The sequence below is a fragment of the Flavobacterium sp. FlaQc-49 genome, assembly GCF_044005985.1.
Classification (GTDB): Bacteria; Bacteroidota; Bacteroidia; order Flavobacteriales; family Flavobacteriaceae; genus Flavobacterium; species Flavobacterium cupriresistens.
In genome coordinates, this window is sequence record NZ_JBIPCS010000004.1 from 391,904 (window position 1) to 410,237 (window position 18,334).

The 18,334-nt window shown below is 33.8% G+C and carries 24 protein-coding genes and 1 tRNA gene; 6 read left to right on the forward strand and 19 right to left on the reverse strand.

From position 1 onward, the window contains the following. The first annotated feature begins 233 nt into the window (after positions 1-233). Positions 234-773 carry a YceI family protein gene (locus ACHRV3_RS11360; protein ID WP_230003041.1) on the forward strand — a complete coding sequence of 180 codons (540 nt, stop codon included), beginning with the start codon at positions 234-236 and terminating at the stop codon, positions 771-773. Positions 774-779: 6 nt separating this feature from the next. On the opposite strand, the gene ACHRV3_RS11365 is transcribed toward ACHRV3_RS11360, so the two are convergent. Next, positions 780-1,703, reverse strand: a complete 924-nt coding sequence (locus ACHRV3_RS11365) for a TIGR01777 family oxidoreductase (protein ID WP_395434728.1) — start codon at positions 1,701-1,703, stop codon at positions 780-782. An 84-nt stretch (positions 1,704-1,787) separates the two neighbouring features. On the opposite strand from ACHRV3_RS11365, the gene ACHRV3_RS11370 reads away from it, so the two are divergent. Further along, a complete protein-coding gene (locus tag ACHRV3_RS11370) occupies positions 1,788-2,447 on the forward strand; it encodes a TetR family transcriptional regulator C-terminal domain-containing protein (RefSeq protein WP_047773861.1) in 660 nt (219 codons plus the stop codon). Continuing rightward, positions 2,447-3,751, forward strand: a complete 1,305-nt coding sequence (locus ACHRV3_RS11375) for an AarF/ABC1/UbiB kinase family protein (protein WP_047773859.1) — start codon at positions 2,447-2,449, stop codon at positions 3,749-3,751. The genes ACHRV3_RS11370 and ACHRV3_RS11375 overlap by 1 nt, the downstream gene beginning before the upstream one ends. Before the next feature lie 468 nt (positions 3,752-4,219). Here the strand turns inward: ACHRV3_RS11375 and ACHRV3_RS11380 are convergent, their stop codons facing one another. From ACHRV3_RS11380 to ACHRV3_RS11420, 9 genes are all read right to left on the reverse strand, one after another. Further along, positions 4,220-5,512 (reverse strand): cryptochrome/photolyase family protein, encoded by a 1,293-nt coding sequence (locus ACHRV3_RS11380; RefSeq protein ID WP_395434730.1) that lies wholly within the window; start codon positions 5,510-5,512, stop codon positions 4,220-4,222. Next, on the reverse strand, positions 5,509-5,976 hold the full coding sequence (locus ACHRV3_RS11385; protein WP_230003037.1) for an SRPBCC family protein: 468 nt from the start codon (positions 5,974-5,976) through the stop codon (positions 5,509-5,511). The genes ACHRV3_RS11380 and ACHRV3_RS11385 overlap by 4 nt, the downstream gene beginning before the upstream one ends. 146 nt (positions 5,977-6,122) lie before the next feature. After that, positions 6,123-6,563, reverse strand: coding sequence for a carotene hydroxylase (locus ACHRV3_RS11390; RefSeq protein ID WP_395434731.1), 441 nt, complete (start codon positions 6,561-6,563; stop codon positions 6,123-6,125). A 63-nt stretch (positions 6,564-6,626) separates the two neighbouring features. Next, the gene (locus ACHRV3_RS11395) at positions 6,627-7,466 is read right to left on the reverse strand and encodes a phytoene/squalene synthase family protein (protein ID WP_395434733.1); all 840 of its coding nucleotides are present in this window, start codon (positions 7,464-7,466) and stop codon (positions 6,627-6,629) included. Positions 7,467-7,469: 3 nt separating this feature from the next. Further along, positions 7,470-8,936, reverse strand: a complete 1,467-nt coding sequence (locus ACHRV3_RS11400) for a phytoene desaturase family protein (RefSeq protein ID WP_395434734.1) — start codon at positions 8,934-8,936, stop codon at positions 7,470-7,472. Between the two features lie 36 nt (positions 8,937-8,972). Next, positions 8,973-9,872, reverse strand: a complete 900-nt coding sequence (locus ACHRV3_RS11405) for a MerR family transcriptional regulator (protein ID WP_047773849.1) — start codon at positions 9,870-9,872, stop codon at positions 8,973-8,975. Between the two features lie 72 nt (positions 9,873-9,944). Then, a complete protein-coding gene (locus ACHRV3_RS11410; RefSeq protein WP_395434735.1) occupies positions 9,945-10,907 on the reverse strand; it encodes an ion channel in 963 nt (320 codons plus the stop codon). Between the two features lie 131 nt (positions 10,908-11,038). Next, positions 11,039-11,539, reverse strand: a complete 501-nt coding sequence (locus ACHRV3_RS11415; RefSeq protein ID WP_230003032.1) for a tetratricopeptide repeat protein — start codon at positions 11,537-11,539, stop codon at positions 11,039-11,041. A gap of 489 nt (positions 11,540-12,028) precedes the next feature. After that, positions 12,029-12,101: transfer RNA gene (locus tag ACHRV3_RS11420), tRNA-Lys, on the reverse strand. Positions 12,102-13,095: 994 nt separating this feature from the next. Here ACHRV3_RS11420 and ACHRV3_RS11425 point away from each other — a divergent pair. From ACHRV3_RS11425 to ACHRV3_RS11435, 3 genes are read left to right on the forward strand one after another with little or no spacing between them, the layout of a single operon-like run. Next, positions 13,096-14,394, forward strand: coding sequence for a phage integrase SAM-like domain-containing protein (locus ACHRV3_RS11425; RefSeq protein WP_395434736.1), 1,299 nt, complete (start codon positions 13,096-13,098; stop codon positions 14,392-14,394). 7 nt (positions 14,395-14,401) lie between these two features. Beyond that, positions 14,402-14,797, forward strand: a complete 396-nt coding sequence (locus ACHRV3_RS11430; RefSeq protein WP_395434737.1) for a hypothetical protein — start codon at positions 14,402-14,404, stop codon at positions 14,795-14,797. A 25-nt stretch (positions 14,798-14,822) separates the two neighbouring features. Beyond that, a complete protein-coding gene (locus tag ACHRV3_RS11435) occupies positions 14,823-15,248 on the forward strand; it encodes a hypothetical protein (protein ID WP_395434739.1) in 426 nt (141 codons plus the stop codon). Between the two features lie 20 nt (positions 15,249-15,268). Here ACHRV3_RS11435 and ACHRV3_RS11440 read toward each other — a convergent pair whose 3' ends face one another. The 9 genes from ACHRV3_RS11440 to ACHRV3_RS11480 are packed head-to-tail and all read right to left on the reverse strand — an operon-like array spanning position 15,269 to position 18,323. Then, positions 15,269-15,484, reverse strand: a complete 216-nt coding sequence (locus ACHRV3_RS11440) for a hypothetical protein (protein ID WP_395434741.1) — start codon at positions 15,482-15,484, stop codon at positions 15,269-15,271. A gap of 6 nt (positions 15,485-15,490) precedes the next feature. Further along, positions 15,491-16,090, reverse strand: coding sequence for a hypothetical protein (locus ACHRV3_RS11445; RefSeq protein ID WP_395434743.1), 600 nt, complete (start codon positions 16,088-16,090; stop codon positions 15,491-15,493). Continuing rightward, a complete protein-coding gene (locus tag ACHRV3_RS11450; protein ID WP_395434744.1) occupies positions 16,087-16,332 on the reverse strand; it encodes a hypothetical protein in 246 nt (81 codons plus the stop codon). The genes ACHRV3_RS11445 and ACHRV3_RS11450 overlap by 4 nt, the downstream gene beginning before the upstream one ends. Before the next feature lie 5 nt (positions 16,333-16,337). Beyond that, positions 16,338-16,589: a DUF3850 domain-containing protein gene (locus tag ACHRV3_RS11455; protein ID WP_395434745.1), complete on the reverse strand. Its 252-nt coding sequence runs from the start codon at positions 16,587-16,589 to the stop codon at positions 16,338-16,340. 55 nt (positions 16,590-16,644) lie between these two features. After that, positions 16,645-16,971 carry a hypothetical protein gene (locus tag ACHRV3_RS11460; protein ID WP_395434746.1) on the reverse strand — a complete coding sequence of 109 codons (327 nt, stop codon included), beginning with the start codon at positions 16,969-16,971 and terminating at the stop codon, positions 16,645-16,647. Positions 16,972-16,975: 4 nt separating this feature from the next. Beyond that, the gene (locus tag ACHRV3_RS11465; protein WP_395434747.1) at positions 16,976-17,338 is read right to left on the reverse strand and encodes a hypothetical protein; all 363 of its coding nucleotides are present in this window, start codon (positions 17,336-17,338) and stop codon (positions 16,976-16,978) included. Between the two features lie 4 nt (positions 17,339-17,342). Next, positions 17,343-17,732 (reverse strand): hypothetical protein, encoded by a 390-nt coding sequence (locus ACHRV3_RS11470; protein WP_395434748.1) that lies wholly within the window; start codon positions 17,730-17,732, stop codon positions 17,343-17,345. 4 nt (positions 17,733-17,736) lie between these two features. Next, entirely contained in the window at positions 17,737-18,099 is a 363-nt protein-coding gene (locus ACHRV3_RS11475) for a hypothetical protein (protein WP_395434749.1), read from the reverse strand. A gap of 2 nt (positions 18,100-18,101) precedes the next feature. Next, entirely contained in the window at positions 18,102-18,323 is a 222-nt protein-coding gene (locus tag ACHRV3_RS11480) for a hypothetical protein (protein ID WP_395434751.1), read from the reverse strand. Between the last annotated feature and the right edge of the window lie 11 nt (positions 18,324-18,334).

The window sequence follows — 18,334 nt, forward strand, 5'->3', positions numbered from 1 at the left end:
ATCTCACATCTCACAATTTCACACTTCACAATAGTAAAACATTTCACAAATATTTAGCAGTAAATCAAGAACTAAATAGCAGATAATTTCGTAATTTTAAGTATAAGGTTGCAGCTACCAGATTTTCACGGAGTATTGCCATTTGATTTTTTTCAGACTTACTTAAGTTCAGTTTTTTTCTCCTCTTAAATTAAAAAGAATCGAATGACATAATTGTTTAAATAATAACGATTATGAAAAAAACTACTTTACTTATTTTACTTTTTACTGCATTTTCTATACTCGCTCAGGATAAATTCAAAACCAGTTCGGCCGTTGTAAATTTTCAGGCTTCCGTTCCGTTCTTTGAAGAAGTGAAAGCAGTAAATAAGCTTGCAATCATTGTGTTGGAATCCCATTCTAGTACACTGGTTTGCACGGTTGTTATCAAAGATTTTCAGTTTAAAATGGATTTAATGCAGGAACATTTTAATGAAAATTATATCGAGAGTCACCGCTACCCCAAAGCAGTTTTTAAAGGCAAAATCCAAAATTTTGATTTGAAAGAGGTTACTGAAAACGAAAAAGAATACGATGTTGTAGGCAAACTGTACCTGCATGGAAAATCCAGAGCAATTGCAGTAAAAGCATTGATCAAAAAAGTTCCTGACGGCATACAGATTATTTCAAATTTCCCGATTTCGGTTGCTGATTTTAATATCGAAATCCCGTATATAGTAGCCAATAAAATTTCAAAAACGGTACAAACCGATTTGAGTGGTATTATGAAATGATTTGTTTTATTTTAAACAGTCATAAAGAGCGGTCTCCAGCGTTGCAAATTGAAACTCAAAACCTGTATGCTGTATTTTTTCAGAGGAAACCCTTTGGCCCTTTAAAATAGCGTCGCTCATTTCACCTAAAACAATTTTAAGCAGTGATTGAGGGATTTTTGGAAGCCATATCGAATATCCATAGAAGTTGGCGAGTGTTTTTGCAAATTTTAATTGCGTAGTGTCGTCCGTAAGCACTGCATTATAGGGACCTTCTATTTTGGTATCGAGAATTGATTTTAAGTAGATTTGAGATAAGTCTTCTATATGTATCCAGGGTAAATACTGTGAACCACTTCCTAAAATGGTTCCGAAACCGGCTTTGAAACCCGGAGTTATCTTTTTTAGAAAACCTCCCGCTCTCCCAAAAACAATTCCGGTTCTGATTTTTACTGTCCGAATTCCTAATGCTCCGATGGTGTCTGCCGTTTTCTCCCATTCCTGACAGGTTAAACCTAAAAAGTCGTTGGCAGCCGGAGTATCTTCTGTGCAAATTTGTTCACTGGTATTAGCTCCGTAAATTCCAATTCCGGAGGCTGAGATAAAGGCATTTAATGATTTATTATGTTTTTTTAGAAGTGTATGAATAAGGGTTATTGGTTTTGTACGACTTTCTAAAATGCTTTTTTTGCGTTTTGCGGTCCATCTTTTTTCTACAATTCCTTCGCCGGCCAGATGAATGATGTAATCGGCATTGAGAATTGCATCCTCTTCGATGTAATCACGTTCGGGATTCCATTGGTAATAGGTGATCAAGCCACTGTTTTTTCTTGGAGCACGGCTTAAAATAGACACTGTAAAATTATTGGCAAGCAGCACCTGAGTCAGGTATTTGCCAATAAACCCTGTTCCGCCGGTAATGAGTACATTTTGAGACATCTGATTTATCATTTATTTAACATAGTGTTGTGTTTCCGTATAAATAAAGGTACTTAAACATTGTTTACCTTTAAGGCAAAATCTAAATTTAATAAAATGGCAACAAAGAAAAAAATAATTACCAGAGATGATATTGTTTCAATCTATATGAATGATGTTTTAGAAGCAGGAAAAAGACCAGCATCCGTATTTCATTTTGTAAAAGGGAAAGATTTTACTGAGGCTGAATTTTATGCCTTTTTCGGAACACTTGAGAGTTTAGAAAAAGAAATATTTAGATTGTTTTTTGCGAATACTATAGACTTGTTAAATAAAAACACAGACTACTTAGAGTATGACATGAAAAATAAAATGTTGAGTTTTTACTTTACTTTTTTTGAAATTCTGACAGCAAACAGAAGTTATGTTTTGCAAACCTTAAAAGCAGATCTTAATCCGATCAAAAATTTGGTGCAGCTGACTTCGCTTCGGGAAGCTTTTAAAGAATACGTTGCTGAAATTTTGACGGATGATTATAGATTAGAACAAGAGAGATTTCAGAAATTTCAAGAGAAAACAATTCAGGAATCGGCTTGGTTGCAATTGATGTTAACGCTGAAATTCTGGATGAGTGATGCTTCTGCAGGTTTTGAGAAAACAGATATTTTTATCGAAAAATCGGTTAATGCGTCATTTGAGTTAATGAATGTAGCGCCAATGAATCACCTTTTGGATTTTGGAAAATTTTTATTCAAAGAAAAAATTTACAGCAGATAATGAAAACAATCGATTATATCCCAACCTCAAAAATAGAAAGAGCCGGTAAATTGGTTCAGACCGGTGCAAAAATAGGAGTTAACTACATTAAGCATTATGCCGAAAAAATGGTGAATTCCGATCTGACTCGTGACAAACTAAATGAAAATAATGCCGAAGATATTTACGACGGACTTAAAAGTCTAAAAGGTAGTGCGCTGAAAGTAGCGCAAATGCTGAGTATGGACAAGAATTTCCTGCCTCAGGCTTATGTAGAGAAATTTTCGTTGTCTCAGTTTTCTGTACCGCCGCTTTCTGCGCCCTTGGTGCTGAAAACATTTAAAACGAATTTTGGAAAAACACCTTACGAAATCTTTGATGAGTTTAATGCCAATTCTGTAAATGCCGCAAGTATTGGTCAGGTGCATTTAGCGGTGAAAAATAATAAAAAACTCGCTGTTAAGATTCAATATCCGGGAGTGGCCAATAGTATCTCTTCTGATTTAGCTTTGGTAAAACCCATTGCAATCAGAATGTTTAATTTGCAAGGGAAAGACTCTGATAAGTATTTTAAAGAAGTCGAAGATAAACTGATCGAAGAAACAAATTATTTACTGGAATTAAAACAAAGCCAGGAAGTAGTAGAAGCCTGCAGTAAAATCGAAAACATACTTTTCCCAAACTATTATCCTGAATTTTCGTCAGAGAAAATCATCACGATGGATTGGATGACCGGAATACACCTTTCTGAATTTACCGCCAAAAATACGGACCAAGTAGTTGGTGATGCAATTGGACAGGCACTTTGGGATTTTTATATGTATCAAATTCATGTTCTAAGAAAGGTACATGCAGATCCACATCCCGGGAACTTTTTGGTAGACGATCAAAATCATTTGATTGCACTTGATTTTGGATGTATGAAACAAATTCCCGAAGAGTTTTATGTGCCTTATTTTGAGTTGATCAATAAAAATGTCATTACAGACGAGACGCTTTTTAATCAGAAATTATTCGAATTAGAAATTCTTCGTCCGGATGATTCTCCTTCAGAAATTGAATATTTTACGGAGATGTTCCATGATTTACTATCTCTTTTCACCAGACCTTTTCAAAATGAAACGTTTGATTTTGCCGATGAAACTTTTTTCGATAGCATCGCCAAACTGGGAGAGCGTTTCACAAACGATACGAATCTCAAAAAAATGAACGGAAACAGAGGTTCTAAGCACTTTATTTACATGAATCGAACTTTCTTTGGACTGTATAATTTAATGTTTGATCTGAAGGCGAAAATTACAGTGGAGAATTATTTGAAGTATTAGGAGGTTTTTTTTGTTTCAGGTTTCAAGTTTCAAGTTTCAAGTTTCAGGTTTTTGCTTCACGGAGATTGAGCAGATTTCTTTTTATGTTACACGCGCAACCTTGCCATTTCAAGGCATGACAAATAACACCAGAAACTCCATACAGTTTATCATCCTGAGGAACGAAGGACCTACGTTTGCTGAATCCATAACGTTGAACTTCACTTTACGGATTATCTCATGAAGATACTTCGTTCCTCAGTATGACAATATTGCGGAAAATTGAAACGGAGCAGCTTGTGTGATTTCTCCTTCGTCGAAAGGACAAAAAACAAGAATAAATCTGCTCAATCTGCCAAATCTGCGTGAAGCAAAAACCTGAAACCTGAAACCTGAAACTTGAAACAAAAAAACCTCCCCAATCCCCCAATCTAAGATAAATTACCCTTCCACAAAAATTGGAATTTGGAATTTAAAAATTTTGGATTTTCACTTAACAATCCCAGCCTTATAAGTAGCAATAGCACGATCTCTTGCAAAAGCATGATCGATCATAGGTTCATTATAACCCAAATCAAATTCGGGAATCCATTTACGGATGTAGATTCCTTTGTCATCAAATTTCTTTAGTTGAATTTCGGGATTAAAGACTCTGAAATAGGGTGCAGCATCACAACCTGTTCCTGCGGCCCATTGCCAGTTGCCTACATTTGATGCCAGTTCAAAATCTAATAGTTTTTCGGCAAAATAGGCCTCTCCCCATTGCCAGTTGATGAGTAAATGTTTGCATAGAAAACTCGCCACCACCATACGTACCCGATTGTGCATGTATCCGGTTTCGTTAAGCTGACGCATTCCGGCATCGACCATAGGGTATCCGGTTGTGCCCGTACACCAACGTTTAAAGTCTTCTTCGTTATTGCGCCATTGAATGCCATCATAAGCCGATTTGAAATTATGATTGACAACATTAGGAAAACTAAAGAGGATTTGAATAAAAAATTCACGCCAAATCAATTCGCTCAAAAAAGTCTGATTTGTTTTGTTGGCCCAATTCACTAATTTCCGAATACTAACCGTTCCAAAACGCAAATGAGGAGAAAGATATGAGGTGCTGTCCAGAGCCGGAAAGTCTCTGGTTTCTTTATAGCTTTTAATTTGGGTTAAGTTATGCGGAAGTACTTTTATAGTGCTTTTTTCAAAGCCTATTTGTGATAATTCCGGGAATTGAAATTGATTTTTAGCAAAATTAGCAAACAAAGGTTTTGTGTCACATTCCGTCACAGTTCCGTTCAAGTGGTATTTCTCCAGCCATTTGTTTTTGTATGGAGTGTAAATCGTGTAAGGAAGCCCGTCTGACTTGGTGATTTCTTTCTCTTCAAAAATCACGTGATCTTTATACGATGAAAAAGCAATGCTGTTTTGTTGTAATAAATTACAAATCTCTAAATCCCGTTTTATCGCATAAGGCTCGTAATCCTTATTGAATGTTGCATTTTGGATATCATATTCCGTTAAAAGAGATTGCCAGACTTCAGTAGTTTTTCCTTTCTTAATTAAAAGGGAAGATCCTGTTAATTGAAGCTCTTCGTTTATTTTTTGAAGTGAATCGTATATAAAACTTACCCTTGCATCACTTTTTGGAAGGCTCTCCAGGATATCTTCGTCAAAAATAAATAATGGAACTACCGGGAACGAAGAATGTAATGCATGGAATAAACCCATATTATCATCTAATCGTAAATCACGTCGGAACCAGAAAATAGTCACTTTTTGTTTCATTGTACTTTTGTGTTAAAGTGCTCTTCGATTTTGCTATAGCGATAATTAAAAATGGCTTTTAGTTTGTTTGCTACAACCAGTTTATTCATGATACGTCCTAAATAGCCAAATGGCAAGGCATAATGCACAATATCGGTCATTTTTACGCCCGTTTCCGTGGTTTCAAAAAAGTGTTTGTGATGCCATAATTTATAAGGACCAGAAAGTTGTATGTCTACAAAATAGTGATTTTCTACTGAAACGGTAATTTCGGTTGCCCATGAGATTTTAATTCCCAGAAGCGGTTTCAGGGTATAAGTAATGATTTGACCGGGATACATGCGTTTGTTGTCGAAATCTAAAATTTCAAAACGCATAGTGTCTGGAGTAATAGTTTGAAGATTTTTTGGGCTGGAAAAGAAATCCCAACATTCTTCTATACTTGCATTTATATGTTGCGTGGTTTCTATTTTGTATAATTTCATAATGTGTAGTATTACTATAATTCTGAGTATTCGTAACGTCTGCGTCAGGAGTTCAAACAAAAACTATCTATGCAGGATGTTTTAAGTGGTAAAAGAAGTAAATGATAGAAACAAACACACTTATTCTGAGATCGGTATCAAAACAATTACATTTTATAATATTTAAAAGGGACGAACAACATTCCAAAACATTCTCCGTCTTCTTTGCCTAAATGTTTGTGGTGCATTTTATGTGCCTTTCGTAGTCCGATGAGGTATTTGTTTTTGGTGTTTTTAAACCATTTAAAACGCTGATGAATGAGTACGTCGTGTATTAAAAAATAACAAACGCCATAAAGGGTAATACCGCAAGCGATGAAAAATAAATAATTAAACCCGCCTTCAACACCAAAATAAAAGAGAGCAATACTCGGAGTAGCGAAAATGACAAAGAAAATGTCATTACGCTCAAAAGTATGTTCGTATTTGGGTTGGTGATGATCTGCGTGAAAGTACCACATTAAGCCGTGCATAATGTATTTGTGCGTAAGCCACGTTACACATTCCATAAACAGAAAGACACTTAGAAAAATTAAAAAAGAAATCATTTTATGTTTTTGTATAGTTGTCAGTAAAAGGGCTGAAAAATAACCCTGAAAATTAAAATAAGATCAGACCAGTTTTAATTTATAAGTTACAAAAGACTGCGCCAAAAGCCCCGCTTTCGTATAATTTGAAACCCGGATTCTTGAATTTCCAATTTCATAATAAGGCGTATTTTTGAGTTTCTGTAATAGTTTTTTATAGTAAATAAAGGCGGTGTACACTCCGAATTTAGCTTCAATGGGGAGTTTTACGATGCCTTGATAGGCGATTTTGAAATCTTCTTCAATTTCGTTGATAATGGCATTTTTAGCATTTTCATCAAAAGAGTTTAAATTGATTCCGGGGAAATAATTACGGTTTAAAATCAGATTGTCCTCTTTTAGATCGCGTAAAAAATTTACTTTTTGAAAAGCAGAGCCCAATCGCATCGCTTCCCCTTTGAGTTGTTCGTATTTTTTATCTTTCCCGGCCACAAAAACTTTGAGACACATTAATCCGACAGCATCAGCAGAACCATAAATGTAATCTTCATATTCTGTTTGTGTGTTGTAAGTCGATTTTACGAGATCAAGTTTCATACTTTTTAAAAAGGCCTGAATCAGATCGTCTGTAATATTGTATTGTTTTACCGTATGCTGGAATGCATTTAAAATAGGATTTAAGCTAATGCCCATTTCCATTGCCTTGTAGTATTCTTTTTCAAAATCATTTATTAGATATTCTTTATTGTAATCCTGAAAAGAATCGACAATTTCATCTGCAAAACGAACAAAACCATAGATGCTGTAAATGGCTTCTCTAATGCTTGGCGCCAACATGCGTACGGCGAGGGAGAAAGATGTGCTGTAGTTTTTGGTAACCAATTTGCTGCAGCTGTAAGAGACAGTGTCAAATAGTGATTTCATTTTTTACGATCTAATAGATTTATGAATTAACTGAGCTACTAATTTTCCTGATATTAAGGCTGGCGGTACACCCGGACCCGGAACAGTTAATTGCCCCGTGAAAAATAAATTTTTGACTTTTTTGCTTTTCAGCTTGGGTCTTAAAAAGGCGGTTTGCAATAGGGTATTCGCCATTCCGTAAGCATTTCCTTTGTAGGCATTGTAATCTGCTACAAAATCATTTTTGCAAAATGACTTCTTAAATATAATATTATTTTTGATTTTTTGCTGCGTGATCTGTTCAAATCGAGTGATTATTTTTTCAAAGTATTCTTCTCGAAGTGCTTCAGTATCTTTAATTCCGGGAGCTAATGGAATCAGGAAAAATGCACTTTCCATTCCCTTTGGTGCTGCAGTTTCATCTGTTTTTGATGGAAAATTAGCATAGAATAAGGGAGCTTCAGGCCATTTCGGCTGATCGTAAATATCAATTGCATGCTGATTAAAATCGACATCAAAAAACAGATTGTGATGTGTTGTATTTTCTATTTTTTTGTCGAAGCCCATAAAGAAGAGCAGGGAAGAGGGAGCAAAAGTTCGACTTTCCCAATAGTCTTCAGAATAAGAACGATGAGGTTTGTCAAGCAAAGTCTCGGTATGATGATAATCGGCACCGCTTAAAACAATATCGGCTTGAATATGTTTTCCGTCGATGAGTACTCCGGTTGTGATTTTATTGGTTACAGCTATTTTTTCAATAACAGAATTGGTTTTAATAATAACTCCAAGTTCAAGAGCCAGTTTTTCAATTCCACGTACAACATCAAACATGCCGGTTTTCGGATGCCAGGTTCCTAAGCCAAAATCGGCATAGTTCATGAAATTATAAAAGGATGGCGTTTTAGTTGGTTTTGCTCCAAGAAATAAAACCGGGAATTCTAGAATTTGAATCAAACGTTCGTTTTTAAAATTCTTTCTGACATCACGGCTGACGGTGCTGAAGAACTGATTTAGTTTTAAAGCGGTCTGAGGGGTGATTAATTCCAAAGGAGAAACTCCGGGGCGGTAAACCAAATCTTTAATGGCAATGTCATAATTGCTTTTTGCTTCTTTGATGAAAGTGGCTAATTTTTTACTGCTTCCGGTTTCGATGGCTTCAAAAGTTGCTTGTATCGCTTCAAGGTTGTCACAAATACTTATAAAATCTTCCACTCCAAAATAAACCCTGTAGGCCGGATTGAGTTTAATAAGCTCGTAATAGTCGGAAGGTTTTTTGTTGAAATCGTTAAAGAAACGTTCAAAAACATCGGGCATCCAATACCAACTTGGTCCCATGTCAAAAGTAAAGCCGTCTTTTTTAAACTGTCTGGCTCTACCACCAATCGTTTCATTTTTTTCATAAATGGTAACACTGTTCCCTTGCTGGGCAAGGTAACAAGAGGCTGCTAATGCAGAGAAGCCAGACCCTATTATGATGATGGTTTTCTTCATTTGTTTAACAAATGTACAAAAACTTTAAACAAAACTTTATATTCTTTCTATTGTTTCGTCCATAGAATCGAAAATACGGATTCTGTCCGGTAAATTTCTCTGGTCAATGTGTTCGACCATTTTGCCCATAAGCCAGATTTCGTTGTTTTTTAGAAGTAATTTTTGCCCCATTGATTTTACGTATTGATTGATAACACTACGATCCGGCTGAACAGTCATAAAGGATATAAAAGTGATATTGTCAAAATGTTTTGTGAGATCCTGCAGGTTTTCGACCGGCATGCTTTCTCCTAAATAAATGGTTTTGTAGCCTTTAGATAGAATTTCATATTGAAGATAAAGCAATCCGATTTGGTGAATTTCGTTTAAGGGTAAGGAAAGAACAAAAATACGATCGGTTTTGGTTGGCTTTTGTATTTGAAGGCTTTCGGTGTAAATGAGTATTTTCTGCTTGATTAAATGACTCATGAAATGCTCATTTGCAGGAGTTATGGTTTCCGATTGCCATAATAAGCCTAATTCTTTTAATAAGGGAAGAAAATGTTCTTTGAAAACTTCTTTGAATGTTTTTTCAGAAATCAACCAGTCAAAAGTATTGAAGAATATTTCCTGATCGAAATTCATCATGGCCATTTTAAATGAGGTAATGGCGAAGTTCTGCGAGTTCTTTTTTGAAATGATTTCACGAACCAGTTGTGGGATCTTTTCGTCAGGGTAAGTAGCGATTTTAGAAATCTTATAACCGTACTCGTGTAATAATGTTATGTTTAAAAGTTTCTGGAGATTTTGCAGATTATAAAGTCTGATATTGGTGTCCGTTCTCATAGGTTCAAGAATGTTATATCTTTTTTCCCAGATACGAATGGTATGTGCTTTTATTCCGGATAAGTTCTCAAGGTCTTTAATGCTGAAAACAGTTTTTATGTTGTTTACCATTTTTGGTGATTAAGTAAACAAAAATAAAATAAAATCCGAGATACCGTCTTAAAACAATCCTAAAATGATAGTTTATACAAGGTTTACGGGGTCAAAACGGTTTAATTTGTCTAAATGCAGAATGGTTTTAGAGCCGTCATCACTTCTGTCGTACATAGTTTCGAATTTGGCACCGTAAACAACTTCATCAAAAGTATACGAGGTGCTTGCTGCTACGGTATTGCTGAACATATCATCAAAAGTGGTAATGAAGACCAGGATTTCACCATGTATTTTCTTAAAATCGTCTTCAGTGAAATTATATAACGGACTGTCTTCGGTTATAGGGTGTACGAGTGTCCAGCTTAACGAAAGTGCGTTTATATGACTTAGTTCTAATGCTAAGGAATAAAACTTGTTGGTCATTTTGCCATCTTCTTCAATGCTCATTCCTAAAGTTACTTTTGCTGTTGCGTCTGTGAAATTGGTGTTTTTAAAAGGAACGAGACGGATCATTAAAGCTTTGTTTTGTCCGTAAGGTGAAATTAGTGCATTGTGTGAAAATTTTAAAAAAGCAGTCGGTTTACTGAATCTTCCAAAGAATAAACCCGTCGCAATTGCAAAACTCAATAATCCAATTAAAGCCTCTGCTGCAGATAAGGCACTTGTTAGAAAGCCGGTTGGACTAATATGTCCGTAGCCTACCGTGGTAAAGGTTTGCGCGCTAAAAAAATAAGCTTGCCCAAATTGGTCCAAAAGGCCGCCAGATGTTGTAATTCCGTCCAGGTGTTCTATGCCGATTGCATAATAAAGAACGGCGAAAACAAAATTGATTGCGATATAAAAACTAAACAAAATAGACAGGAATCTCCAGTTAGGCATGTCGATCATGGTATGGTACCAGCTAATGCGACGCAATAAATGCATGCCTCTTTTTTCTATATTGGCAGTACCGTTTTTGTTTACGAATCTTCCGCCATAACTGTTTGCATTGGTTCCAAAACCGGAGTTTTGATCTGTTTTAGCTTTGTTGTTTATTTTTTTAAGAAGTACCATTGCTGTTTTGTTTGAGGACAAATGTAAGGATAACTTTTAGATGAAATTAAGAGCCCTGTAAAATGAAAAAGCAATCTGCGGTACTTGATGACCACAGATTGCTTAGTGTATTGTTAGAGTGCTGTTAGATACTATTTACAAAAAGTAGCTTTGTTTTTTATAGCGCTTTGGCTGCCTAGCTCAATCGCTTTTGAGAAATCTTTGCAGCAGTTCTTTTTATCTCCAATTTTATTATAAGCCAGACCTCTTAGGTTGTAAGCAATATAATCTTTAGGATTTAAGCCAAGAGAAGCAGTACAGTCCTCTATAGTGCCTTGATAATTTTGTAATTTGTAATTTACATTGGCTCTACCTGTAAAGGCATCTGCATTCATGCTGTCTAAATCAATTGTTTTACTGAAATCGGCTGAAGCTCCTTTTAAGTCATTCAACTTTAGTTTCGCAACACCTCTGTTTTGGTAAGCTTCAACAAATTTGGAGTTCATACTAATTGCTTTGGTGTAATCTGCAATGGCGCCTTTTGTGTTTCCGGCTTCTGCTTTCTTTAGGGCTTTGTCAAAATAACCGGTTGCAGATTGTGCAAAACTCGAAAACGTAATCATCATAAATGATAGAAAAAATAAATGTTTCATAAACTAATTTGGGATTAGTAGGTTAATTAATTAGGAACGAATTTAGGAAAGATTTATTTCTAACAGAAGTGCTTTTGTAAAATTATGGTTAGCAAATGAAAATTTTTTGTGCGTGTAGTTTGTGTGATCTGTTTTACAGTCTGTTCTGGGATCAAATCTAAAAGTTGTGGGGATGTAAAAATCTCGCAAAGTCGCAAAACCGCAAAGTTTTAATGAAAAAGTAGAAAAAACTTGGCGGCTTGACGACTTTGCGAGATCATCAAAGCAAGAAGTTGGGAAATTAGAGCCTTAAAAAGCTGTGGTAAAAAAGTATAAGATCTGCTATTTCTAACAAAAGGAAATTTCTAAAAATTATTCCACAACTTTTGAACTTGATTCTTGTCGTCGCAAAGTTGTTCTTATATGGTTTGGGATTTTAATAGTAAGAGTGTCTCTCCAAAATAGCAGAAATAAAAAAAGGTCAAGTAAAATAAATTACTTGACCTTTTGTGACCCGACTGGGGCTCGAACCCAGGACCCCATCATTAAAAGTGATGTGCTCTACCAACTGAGCTATCGAGTCATTCATTTGCTTTCTGAACGCGGGTGCAAATATAAGGACTTTTTATTGAAGTTTCCAAGTGTTTAGGTGTACTTAATTTTGCATTAGTTCATATCTTTTTTTATTTTTCTGAAAACGTGTGGTTTGGAGTTTTATTTTTTTTGCTTTTTTATTTTAAGATAGGTTCAGATGTAGTTCAATTCTTATTGTTTGCTAGGGTTTAGGAGAATTAGCTTTGTAAGATCGGGAGTTTATGAGCGAAGATTTTAATCTTAAAGTTTAAAAATGAAATTCCAGAGATAAGTTCAGAACTTATTTTCTGAAATCATTTAGCTTTAAAATGAAGTCATACTTTAAAAAAGGGAATAAAAAAGATTAAACCATATAAGTAATATAAGTTCATGTCATTTTAAGCGCTGACACTTTAATGAACTTATATTACTTATATGGTTTAAAAACGATAAGTGTGGAATTGTATTTGGAGAGTAAAAAATTATATTACATAAGAGATGTAAATTTGTCTTTGATTTTCCTTTGCATTCCTTATAGTTAAAAATACTAGTGAATTTAAAGCTGACAGGTTTCAAAAACCAGTCAGCTTTAAATTCGCAAAAGCGAATGGAAATAATTTTGGAGTATAATGTTGTTTTCTGGCGAAGAGGAATTACGAGCGTCTGACCTTTTTTAAACTTCGCGGCTTTGCGACTTTGCGAGATTTTTCATCTCGACACAACTTTTGTACCTTATTTGTTTTTTAATAGTACAAAAAAAAGCTAAACACCTAAAATATTGTTAGTGTTTAGCTTTTTCTAATTTAATGAAGTGACCACGGTGGGAACACGAATTTGTACTAGATTTGCACGAAAACAAATAAAAACTAATGTAAACTGATATTATTAGTATAAAATAATTATATTTGCAGTGCAATATATTTGTATTCGCTTAGCGATGTCGGGATATTGTCGGGATGGATTGCCTTGGGAAAAGCAATTCTATTTATTAAACAAACGAAAAAATGGCTACAGTTAAATACCGAATTGTTGGTAAAAAAAATCCGTCTGAAATCAGATTAAGATATCTTAGTGGAAGAGCTATTGATATTGATGCTGGAATTAAAGTTTCTGTAAATCCTGACTTTTGGGATCAAAAAAATCAGAAAATCAAAAATGTTATTGCTGTACCGGATCGCGATAAAATCAATAGAAAATTAGTTGAATTAAAATTGCATGTTGAAAGTGCTGCTAATTTAGATTTTATGGAAGGTGAAATTTTAAATAAAATTTGGCTTGAAAAATCAATCGCTAAATTTTATAAAAGACCTTCAGGAGAACTTAAAAAAGTAGTTGATTTACATAAAATATATTTAAGCGATTTTGCTGATTGGTGGATGAAAGAAAAAGCACCAAAATTTAAAGTAGCTGCTAATAAATATATGTCTACTGAAACGATACAGCATTATTCTATTTTAAATGACCAGGTTAAACTTTTTGAAGGAAAGGACAAAATCAGGTTTATCCAGATTAATGAACTTTTATTAGATAAATTTTCGGAATTTCTTTCCGGAAAAGGGTACGCTTCAAAAACAGCAAAAAGAATGGTTGGAAGATTTAAGTTTTTTTGTGGTAGGGCAGAAGCAGAAAATATAGTCATTGATCAATCATATAAAAATAGAGTTTTTGTTGAACAATCTACAGTTGATTATAAAGAGCCATATTTCGATGAATTTGAAATAAGTAAAATTTATGCTCATGATTTTTCAAAAAATTCTGTTTTAGATAATGCGAGAGATAATTTAATTATTGGATTATGGACCGGATTACGTGTTTCAGATTTCTTATCAAAATTAAAAATTGATAATTTTGACGACGATTACATAGAAATTCAGACGGAAAAAACAAAAACTTTTGTTTCTATTCCTATTCACTGGATGATAAAGGAAATTTTAAAGAAACGTGAAGGTAAATTACCTGAGAAGGTCTCAGATCAGAAATTTAATAAGCATATTAAAAAAATAGCTGAAGTTTTGGAGTTCAATAAAATGATGATGGGTGGAGTAATGAAAATCGACCCTAATACTGATATAAAAAGAAAAGTAGTAGATTTATATCCGAAACATGAGCTTATCACTTCGCATATTTGTCGCCGAAGTTTTGCAACTAATACTTTTGGTACTGTTTCAAATGCAACGTTAATGTCTATTTGTGGATGGAAATCAGAAGAACAGATGCTGGACTATATTAAGAAAACGAATAGAGAGCATGCTGAGGTATTGAAAAAAGTTTGGGATAACAAATATTTAAAAGAAGCTAATTAGTAAGCATATGGAAGCAAAATATTATACTCCTGAATTTCAAGAATTTCACGAAGGTTTTGAATATGTAGATAATTTATTTCATGTTGACACAGTAAAAATGTTTACTTATAAAGAAGTTGACGGATGGAGGAAAAGTTTCTTTTTAAAAGGTATCGACAATAAACAAATCAGAGTGAAATGCCTTGATAGGGAAGATATTGAAAGTTTAGGTTGGAGCCAAATAGGTCACGACACATATGCTTTATCAGGAAATTTAGAGAATTATGAATTAGAGTTTGATCCTGATTATAAAACATATATTTACGAAACAAGTTTCAGAAAGGAGAATTTTTTTAAAGGAGAGATTAAAAATAAATCTGAACTTAGAAAAATAATGTTACAAACGGGAATTTTACAAAAATAATATAGGGAAATTAAATACAACGAAAATGTCAAAAAACGATTTAAAAGAAAGACCAGATTCAGAAATAATGAAGAGTCTTTTAGCGGAATTAAGATTTTCTGCATTAGCTTTTGCAAATGAATTAGGCTATAAAAGCCATTCAACTATTGCTCATATTTTAAATGACAGGAACAATATAAGCGACGATTTGATTGATAAAATCATTAAGAAGTTTCCAACGGTAAGTTATTGGTATTTAAAGAAAGGTAAGCTTCCAATTATTCAGGAAAACGCAAAACTAGTACAAAGCCAGGCTAATTTATTTGGAACTGCTTTACCAAAGGATGGTATTGATTATAGTCTGGAATCATTTCTAACGCTTAAGAACATCGAAAAAGCTATTAATGAACAGAATGAGCTGACAAGGGAATTGATCGATTTAATGAAACAAAAAAAAGCCGATAATCAATAAAGATTATCGGCTTTTAAGTTCTATAGTTCATTGTATCTTAATTCAGTATTTAAAGCTTTAAGAATCTTTTCCATCATGTCGATAGTGATACCTTTTCTAGATCCTTTTTCTAGATCATACAAGTATTTATTTTTGCGGTTTCCAAAAATAGTTTCAGATAAATCAGCAGTAGAAATTCCTAATGCAGTTCGTTTATCTGTAACAAACTTTGCGAATTTTTGCATTTCAGTAGGCATGATAGTTTACTTTTTATTATATTCTATTAAAGTTTCATCGTAAAATTCTAGTAATTGTTTTGAAAGAACCTTCTTCCAACTTTCAAAAGTTTTTTCTTTAAAAATATCATTTGACCACATCTTTCTTATCATTAACGTAACACTCCCATCTTCATTAAAAACGGGATTTAAGCTTCTAAGTCCATATGCTGATCTTCTCTTAAAGCAATTATGCCATTTTTTCTTAAACGCAAATTGCTTATCAGTCCATTGCCATTCTGGAAACTTGTCTGTTTGTTCTAAAGGTAAATGCCATATTCCGACATTTGACCACCAACACCTTGTTCCGTCTTCAATACTTTCTATTAAAAACTGAGTTGAAAACCTACTTTCAGATGCCTTTATATCTCTTAACCAGCCTAAGTAATATACACTTGTTGGAGCTGATTGCAACATGCACAAACTTCCAATGGGTGGATCTTGTTTGTTAAAATGACTTCCATGAAAAGAGGTTTTTTCCTCACCAAATGAAAATGAATTTGGACCAAAACATTTAACTGTGCAAAACTGGATTATAAAATTTAGTATTTCAATTCTGGCTTGATTTCTTGTTTCTTTTGATTTCATTTTATTTTCTTTTTTAGACTATTAATTACAGTATGTAAGTGTTTAATTTCGGCTTGCATATCTGCAATAGATTCGTTTTTCTGTTTCAGGACAGCATTATATCTCTCTTTTTGAAAATGATGCTCTGTTAAGGGATCAGGACAATGACAGTCAGTTATATCCTTGGTGTCAACCGTGCCATAACACATAGGAATGAAAACTTTTTTAGCCGTTTTTGGATCGAATGTGTAATGGCATTTCATAATTTTTAAAGTTTACTTAATGCTAAAATTACATATCCTTCTTCCAGTCCAAATTGACCACCATGCAATATATAATCTATTCTACGGTGTAAAATTCTGCCTGTATATTCTCTCTTAAAGGCGTCATATTCTTTTAAAAGGACTTCATCGCCAACTTTGAAATCACGATCATTTTTTCGTAATTCAAAGTTTTTCAATCCGCAGAAAATATCAACAAAATATTTCTGCCATGTTTTCAACTCATGAATTTTTACCATGATTTTATTACGTATTTATGTAATAAATTGCTTTATTACGAATTAGTGTAATGAACTACTCTAATTTCTCGAGTAGTTCGCCAGTCTCAACATTAAAAGTTACTTCGTCGCCATGAAAATATAAATTACCTTTATTTTTACATTTTCCACGTCCTGATTTTGATTCATAAGCAGAACATAACGATTTTTTACAATCGCATTTTGATACTGCATCATAGATATTGCACCAGATATGATCTGCTGTATCATTATCCGGATCAGCTTCTAAAACTGTAATTTCAGTTAATTCATCAAGTTTTGCATCGTGTAGAATGTCTTCAATAGTTTCGCAATTTGTAGAATCTACATTTCTGAAATATAATTTTGTCTCTTCTTTTTTCATGACCTTAAATATTAAATTCAACTTTATGAAACTCACAAACAAATTTGAGTTGGCCTTCGAAATCCGGATATTTAAAATGCTCATACTCATAAATTTCAGAATGATGTATTGACATAATTCGAATATATTCTTCTCTTATTGTTTCTTGAAAAGCTTCGTCAGTTACTCCATAGCCATCATCATGATCAAACATTTTTAAATGACTGGCAATATTTTCGCAATGAGTGTGATTCTTCCAAGTATAAGTGTCTCCGTCCTGAACACAAAAGCTACTTTCGTAAACAGTTCCTTTATTTATTTTGCAATTGCACCAATCGCAAATATGATTTTTGAGTGCTTTTGGCTTCGTTCTGCTAATAATTTCCATAAGCTTAGTGAAGCGGTAAAGGCTCCGGTTTTAATGGTTTATAGTGCGTGAAATCATTTTTGTAATGATTAACATCTTCCTTAGAAAGTGGCAAACTCAAATAAAATGTGTGCTGAATGTTTTTAGCGCACAGAAAAATATAAATGCCTGTTTTCTTTGGTAGTCCATCTTTTTTTGGTTTTGACCAACCTAAATTGTCATCAATTCCTCGAAGGGTTCTTGGTCGCAATTCGTTATCATTGTATCGACCATCAAACATGAAAAGTAACTGCGGTGGTATTGGTTTAATCCAATCTTTTAGCCAACCATTTTCATCGATATATTCTTTTATCTGTTGATAAATAGTGTTTCCTACTACTTGAATCCATTGCTTTTCTATAGTTTCTTCTTTCATTGTGCTAAACGGTTTTTAGTTTTTCTAATTCGTGATAAAGAAACTTCTCAATAGCAACACAATCTCTCGTTCCTCTTAAGTTCAGTCTGTTGACAATTTTGTCAATAGTTTTATTTCTTTTTTCTTTCCATTCGGTTTCTTGTTTCTCATTAAACTTATATGGGTATGCCATGAATAGTTCTTTTTCAAACATAGTTCCCAGTTGAGCGAAAGCTTCCGAATAGTGATGATATTTAGGATTCATACAATGAAAAGCTTTTTGCCAATTCATTTTTGAAACATTAGAAACTCCTGCTAATAATTCATTCATTTTAAATCTAACCCTAGTTTCAATTTCTTTTTCAATTTCTTCTTCTGTGTATTCCATTTTTAAAATAATTGTAGTTGTTGATCATTTTCTTTATTAGCTTCCTGACTGAATATTTCAAACTTTTCAGGAGAAGCTGACATATATCTGTTCATGTAGTTTATGGCATCAACTGATAGTTTTGTAAAATCAGGTAAGTAAGAATTGAATTTGAGTACCTGAATACCATTTTCGTCGTAAACAATGCTCGCTGTACGACTGTAAGTTTTATTAGGATCTAACATGATTTTTGTTT

Coding starts and splice junctions, on each gene's coding strand:
- ACHRV3_RS11360 (WP_230003041.1), top strand. CDS start 234: ATGAAAAAAACTACTTTACTTATTTTACTTTTTACTGCATTTTCTATA.
- ACHRV3_RS11365 (WP_395434728.1), bottom strand. CDS start 1,703: ATGATAAATCAGATGTCTCAAAATGTACTCATTACCGGCGGAACAGGG.
- ACHRV3_RS11370 (WP_047773861.1), top strand. CDS start 1,788: ATGGCAACAAAGAAAAAAATAATTACCAGAGATGATATTGTTTCAATC.
- ACHRV3_RS11375 (WP_047773859.1), top strand. CDS start 2,447: ATGAAAACAATCGATTATATCCCAACCTCAAAAATAGAAAGAGCCGGT.
- ACHRV3_RS11380 (WP_395434730.1), bottom strand. CDS start 5,512: ATGAAACAAAAAGTGACTATTTTCTGGTTCCGACGTGATTTACGATTA.
- ACHRV3_RS11385 (WP_230003037.1), bottom strand. CDS start 5,976: ATGAAATTATACAAAATAGAAACCACGCAACATATAAATGCAAGTATA.
- ACHRV3_RS11390 (WP_395434731.1), bottom strand. CDS start 6,563: ATGATTTCTTTTTTAATTTTTCTAAGTGTCTTTCTGTTTATGGAATGT.
- ACHRV3_RS11395 (WP_395434733.1), bottom strand. CDS start 7,466: ATGAAATCACTATTTGACACTGTCTCTTACAGCTGCAGCAAATTGGTT.
- ACHRV3_RS11400 (WP_395434734.1), bottom strand. CDS start 8,936: ATGAAGAAAACCATCATCATAATAGGGTCTGGCTTCTCTGCATTAGCA.
- ACHRV3_RS11405 (WP_047773849.1), bottom strand. CDS start 9,872: ATGGTAAACAACATAAAAACTGTTTTCAGCATTAAAGACCTTGAGAAC.
- ACHRV3_RS11410 (WP_395434735.1), bottom strand. CDS start 10,907: ATGGTACTTCTTAAAAAAATAAACAACAAAGCTAAAACAGATCAAAAC.
- ACHRV3_RS11415 (WP_230003032.1), bottom strand. CDS start 11,539: ATGAAACATTTATTTTTTCTATCATTTATGATGATTACGTTTTCGAGT.
- ACHRV3_RS11425 (WP_395434736.1), top strand. CDS start 13,096: ATGGCTACAGTTAAATACCGAATTGTTGGTAAAAAAAATCCGTCTGAA.
- ACHRV3_RS11430 (WP_395434737.1), top strand. CDS start 14,402: ATGGAAGCAAAATATTATACTCCTGAATTTCAAGAATTTCACGAAGGT.
- ACHRV3_RS11435 (WP_395434739.1), top strand. CDS start 14,823: ATGTCAAAAAACGATTTAAAAGAAAGACCAGATTCAGAAATAATGAAG.
- ACHRV3_RS11440 (WP_395434741.1), bottom strand. CDS start 15,484: ATGCCTACTGAAATGCAAAAATTCGCAAAGTTTGTTACAGATAAACGA.
- ACHRV3_RS11445 (WP_395434743.1), bottom strand. CDS start 16,090: ATGAAATCAAAAGAAACAAGAAATCAAGCCAGAATTGAAATACTAAAT.
- ACHRV3_RS11450 (WP_395434744.1), bottom strand. CDS start 16,332: ATGAAATGCCATTACACATTCGATCCAAAAACGGCTAAAAAAGTTTTC.
- ACHRV3_RS11455 (WP_395434745.1), bottom strand. CDS start 16,589: ATGGTAAAAATTCATGAGTTGAAAACATGGCAGAAATATTTTGTTGAT.
- ACHRV3_RS11460 (WP_395434746.1), bottom strand. CDS start 16,971: ATGAAAAAAGAAGAGACAAAATTATATTTCAGAAATGTAGATTCTACA.
- ACHRV3_RS11465 (WP_395434747.1), bottom strand. CDS start 17,338: ATGGAAATTATTAGCAGAACGAAGCCAAAAGCACTCAAAAATCATATT.
- ACHRV3_RS11470 (WP_395434748.1), bottom strand. CDS start 17,732: ATGAAAGAAGAAACTATAGAAAAGCAATGGATTCAAGTAGTAGGAAAC.
- ACHRV3_RS11475 (WP_395434749.1), bottom strand. CDS start 18,099: ATGGAATACACAGAAGAAGAAATTGAAAAAGAAATTGAAACTAGGGTT.
- ACHRV3_RS11480 (WP_395434751.1), bottom strand. CDS start 18,323: ATGTTAGATCCTAATAAAACTTACAGTCGTACAGCGAGCATTGTTTAC.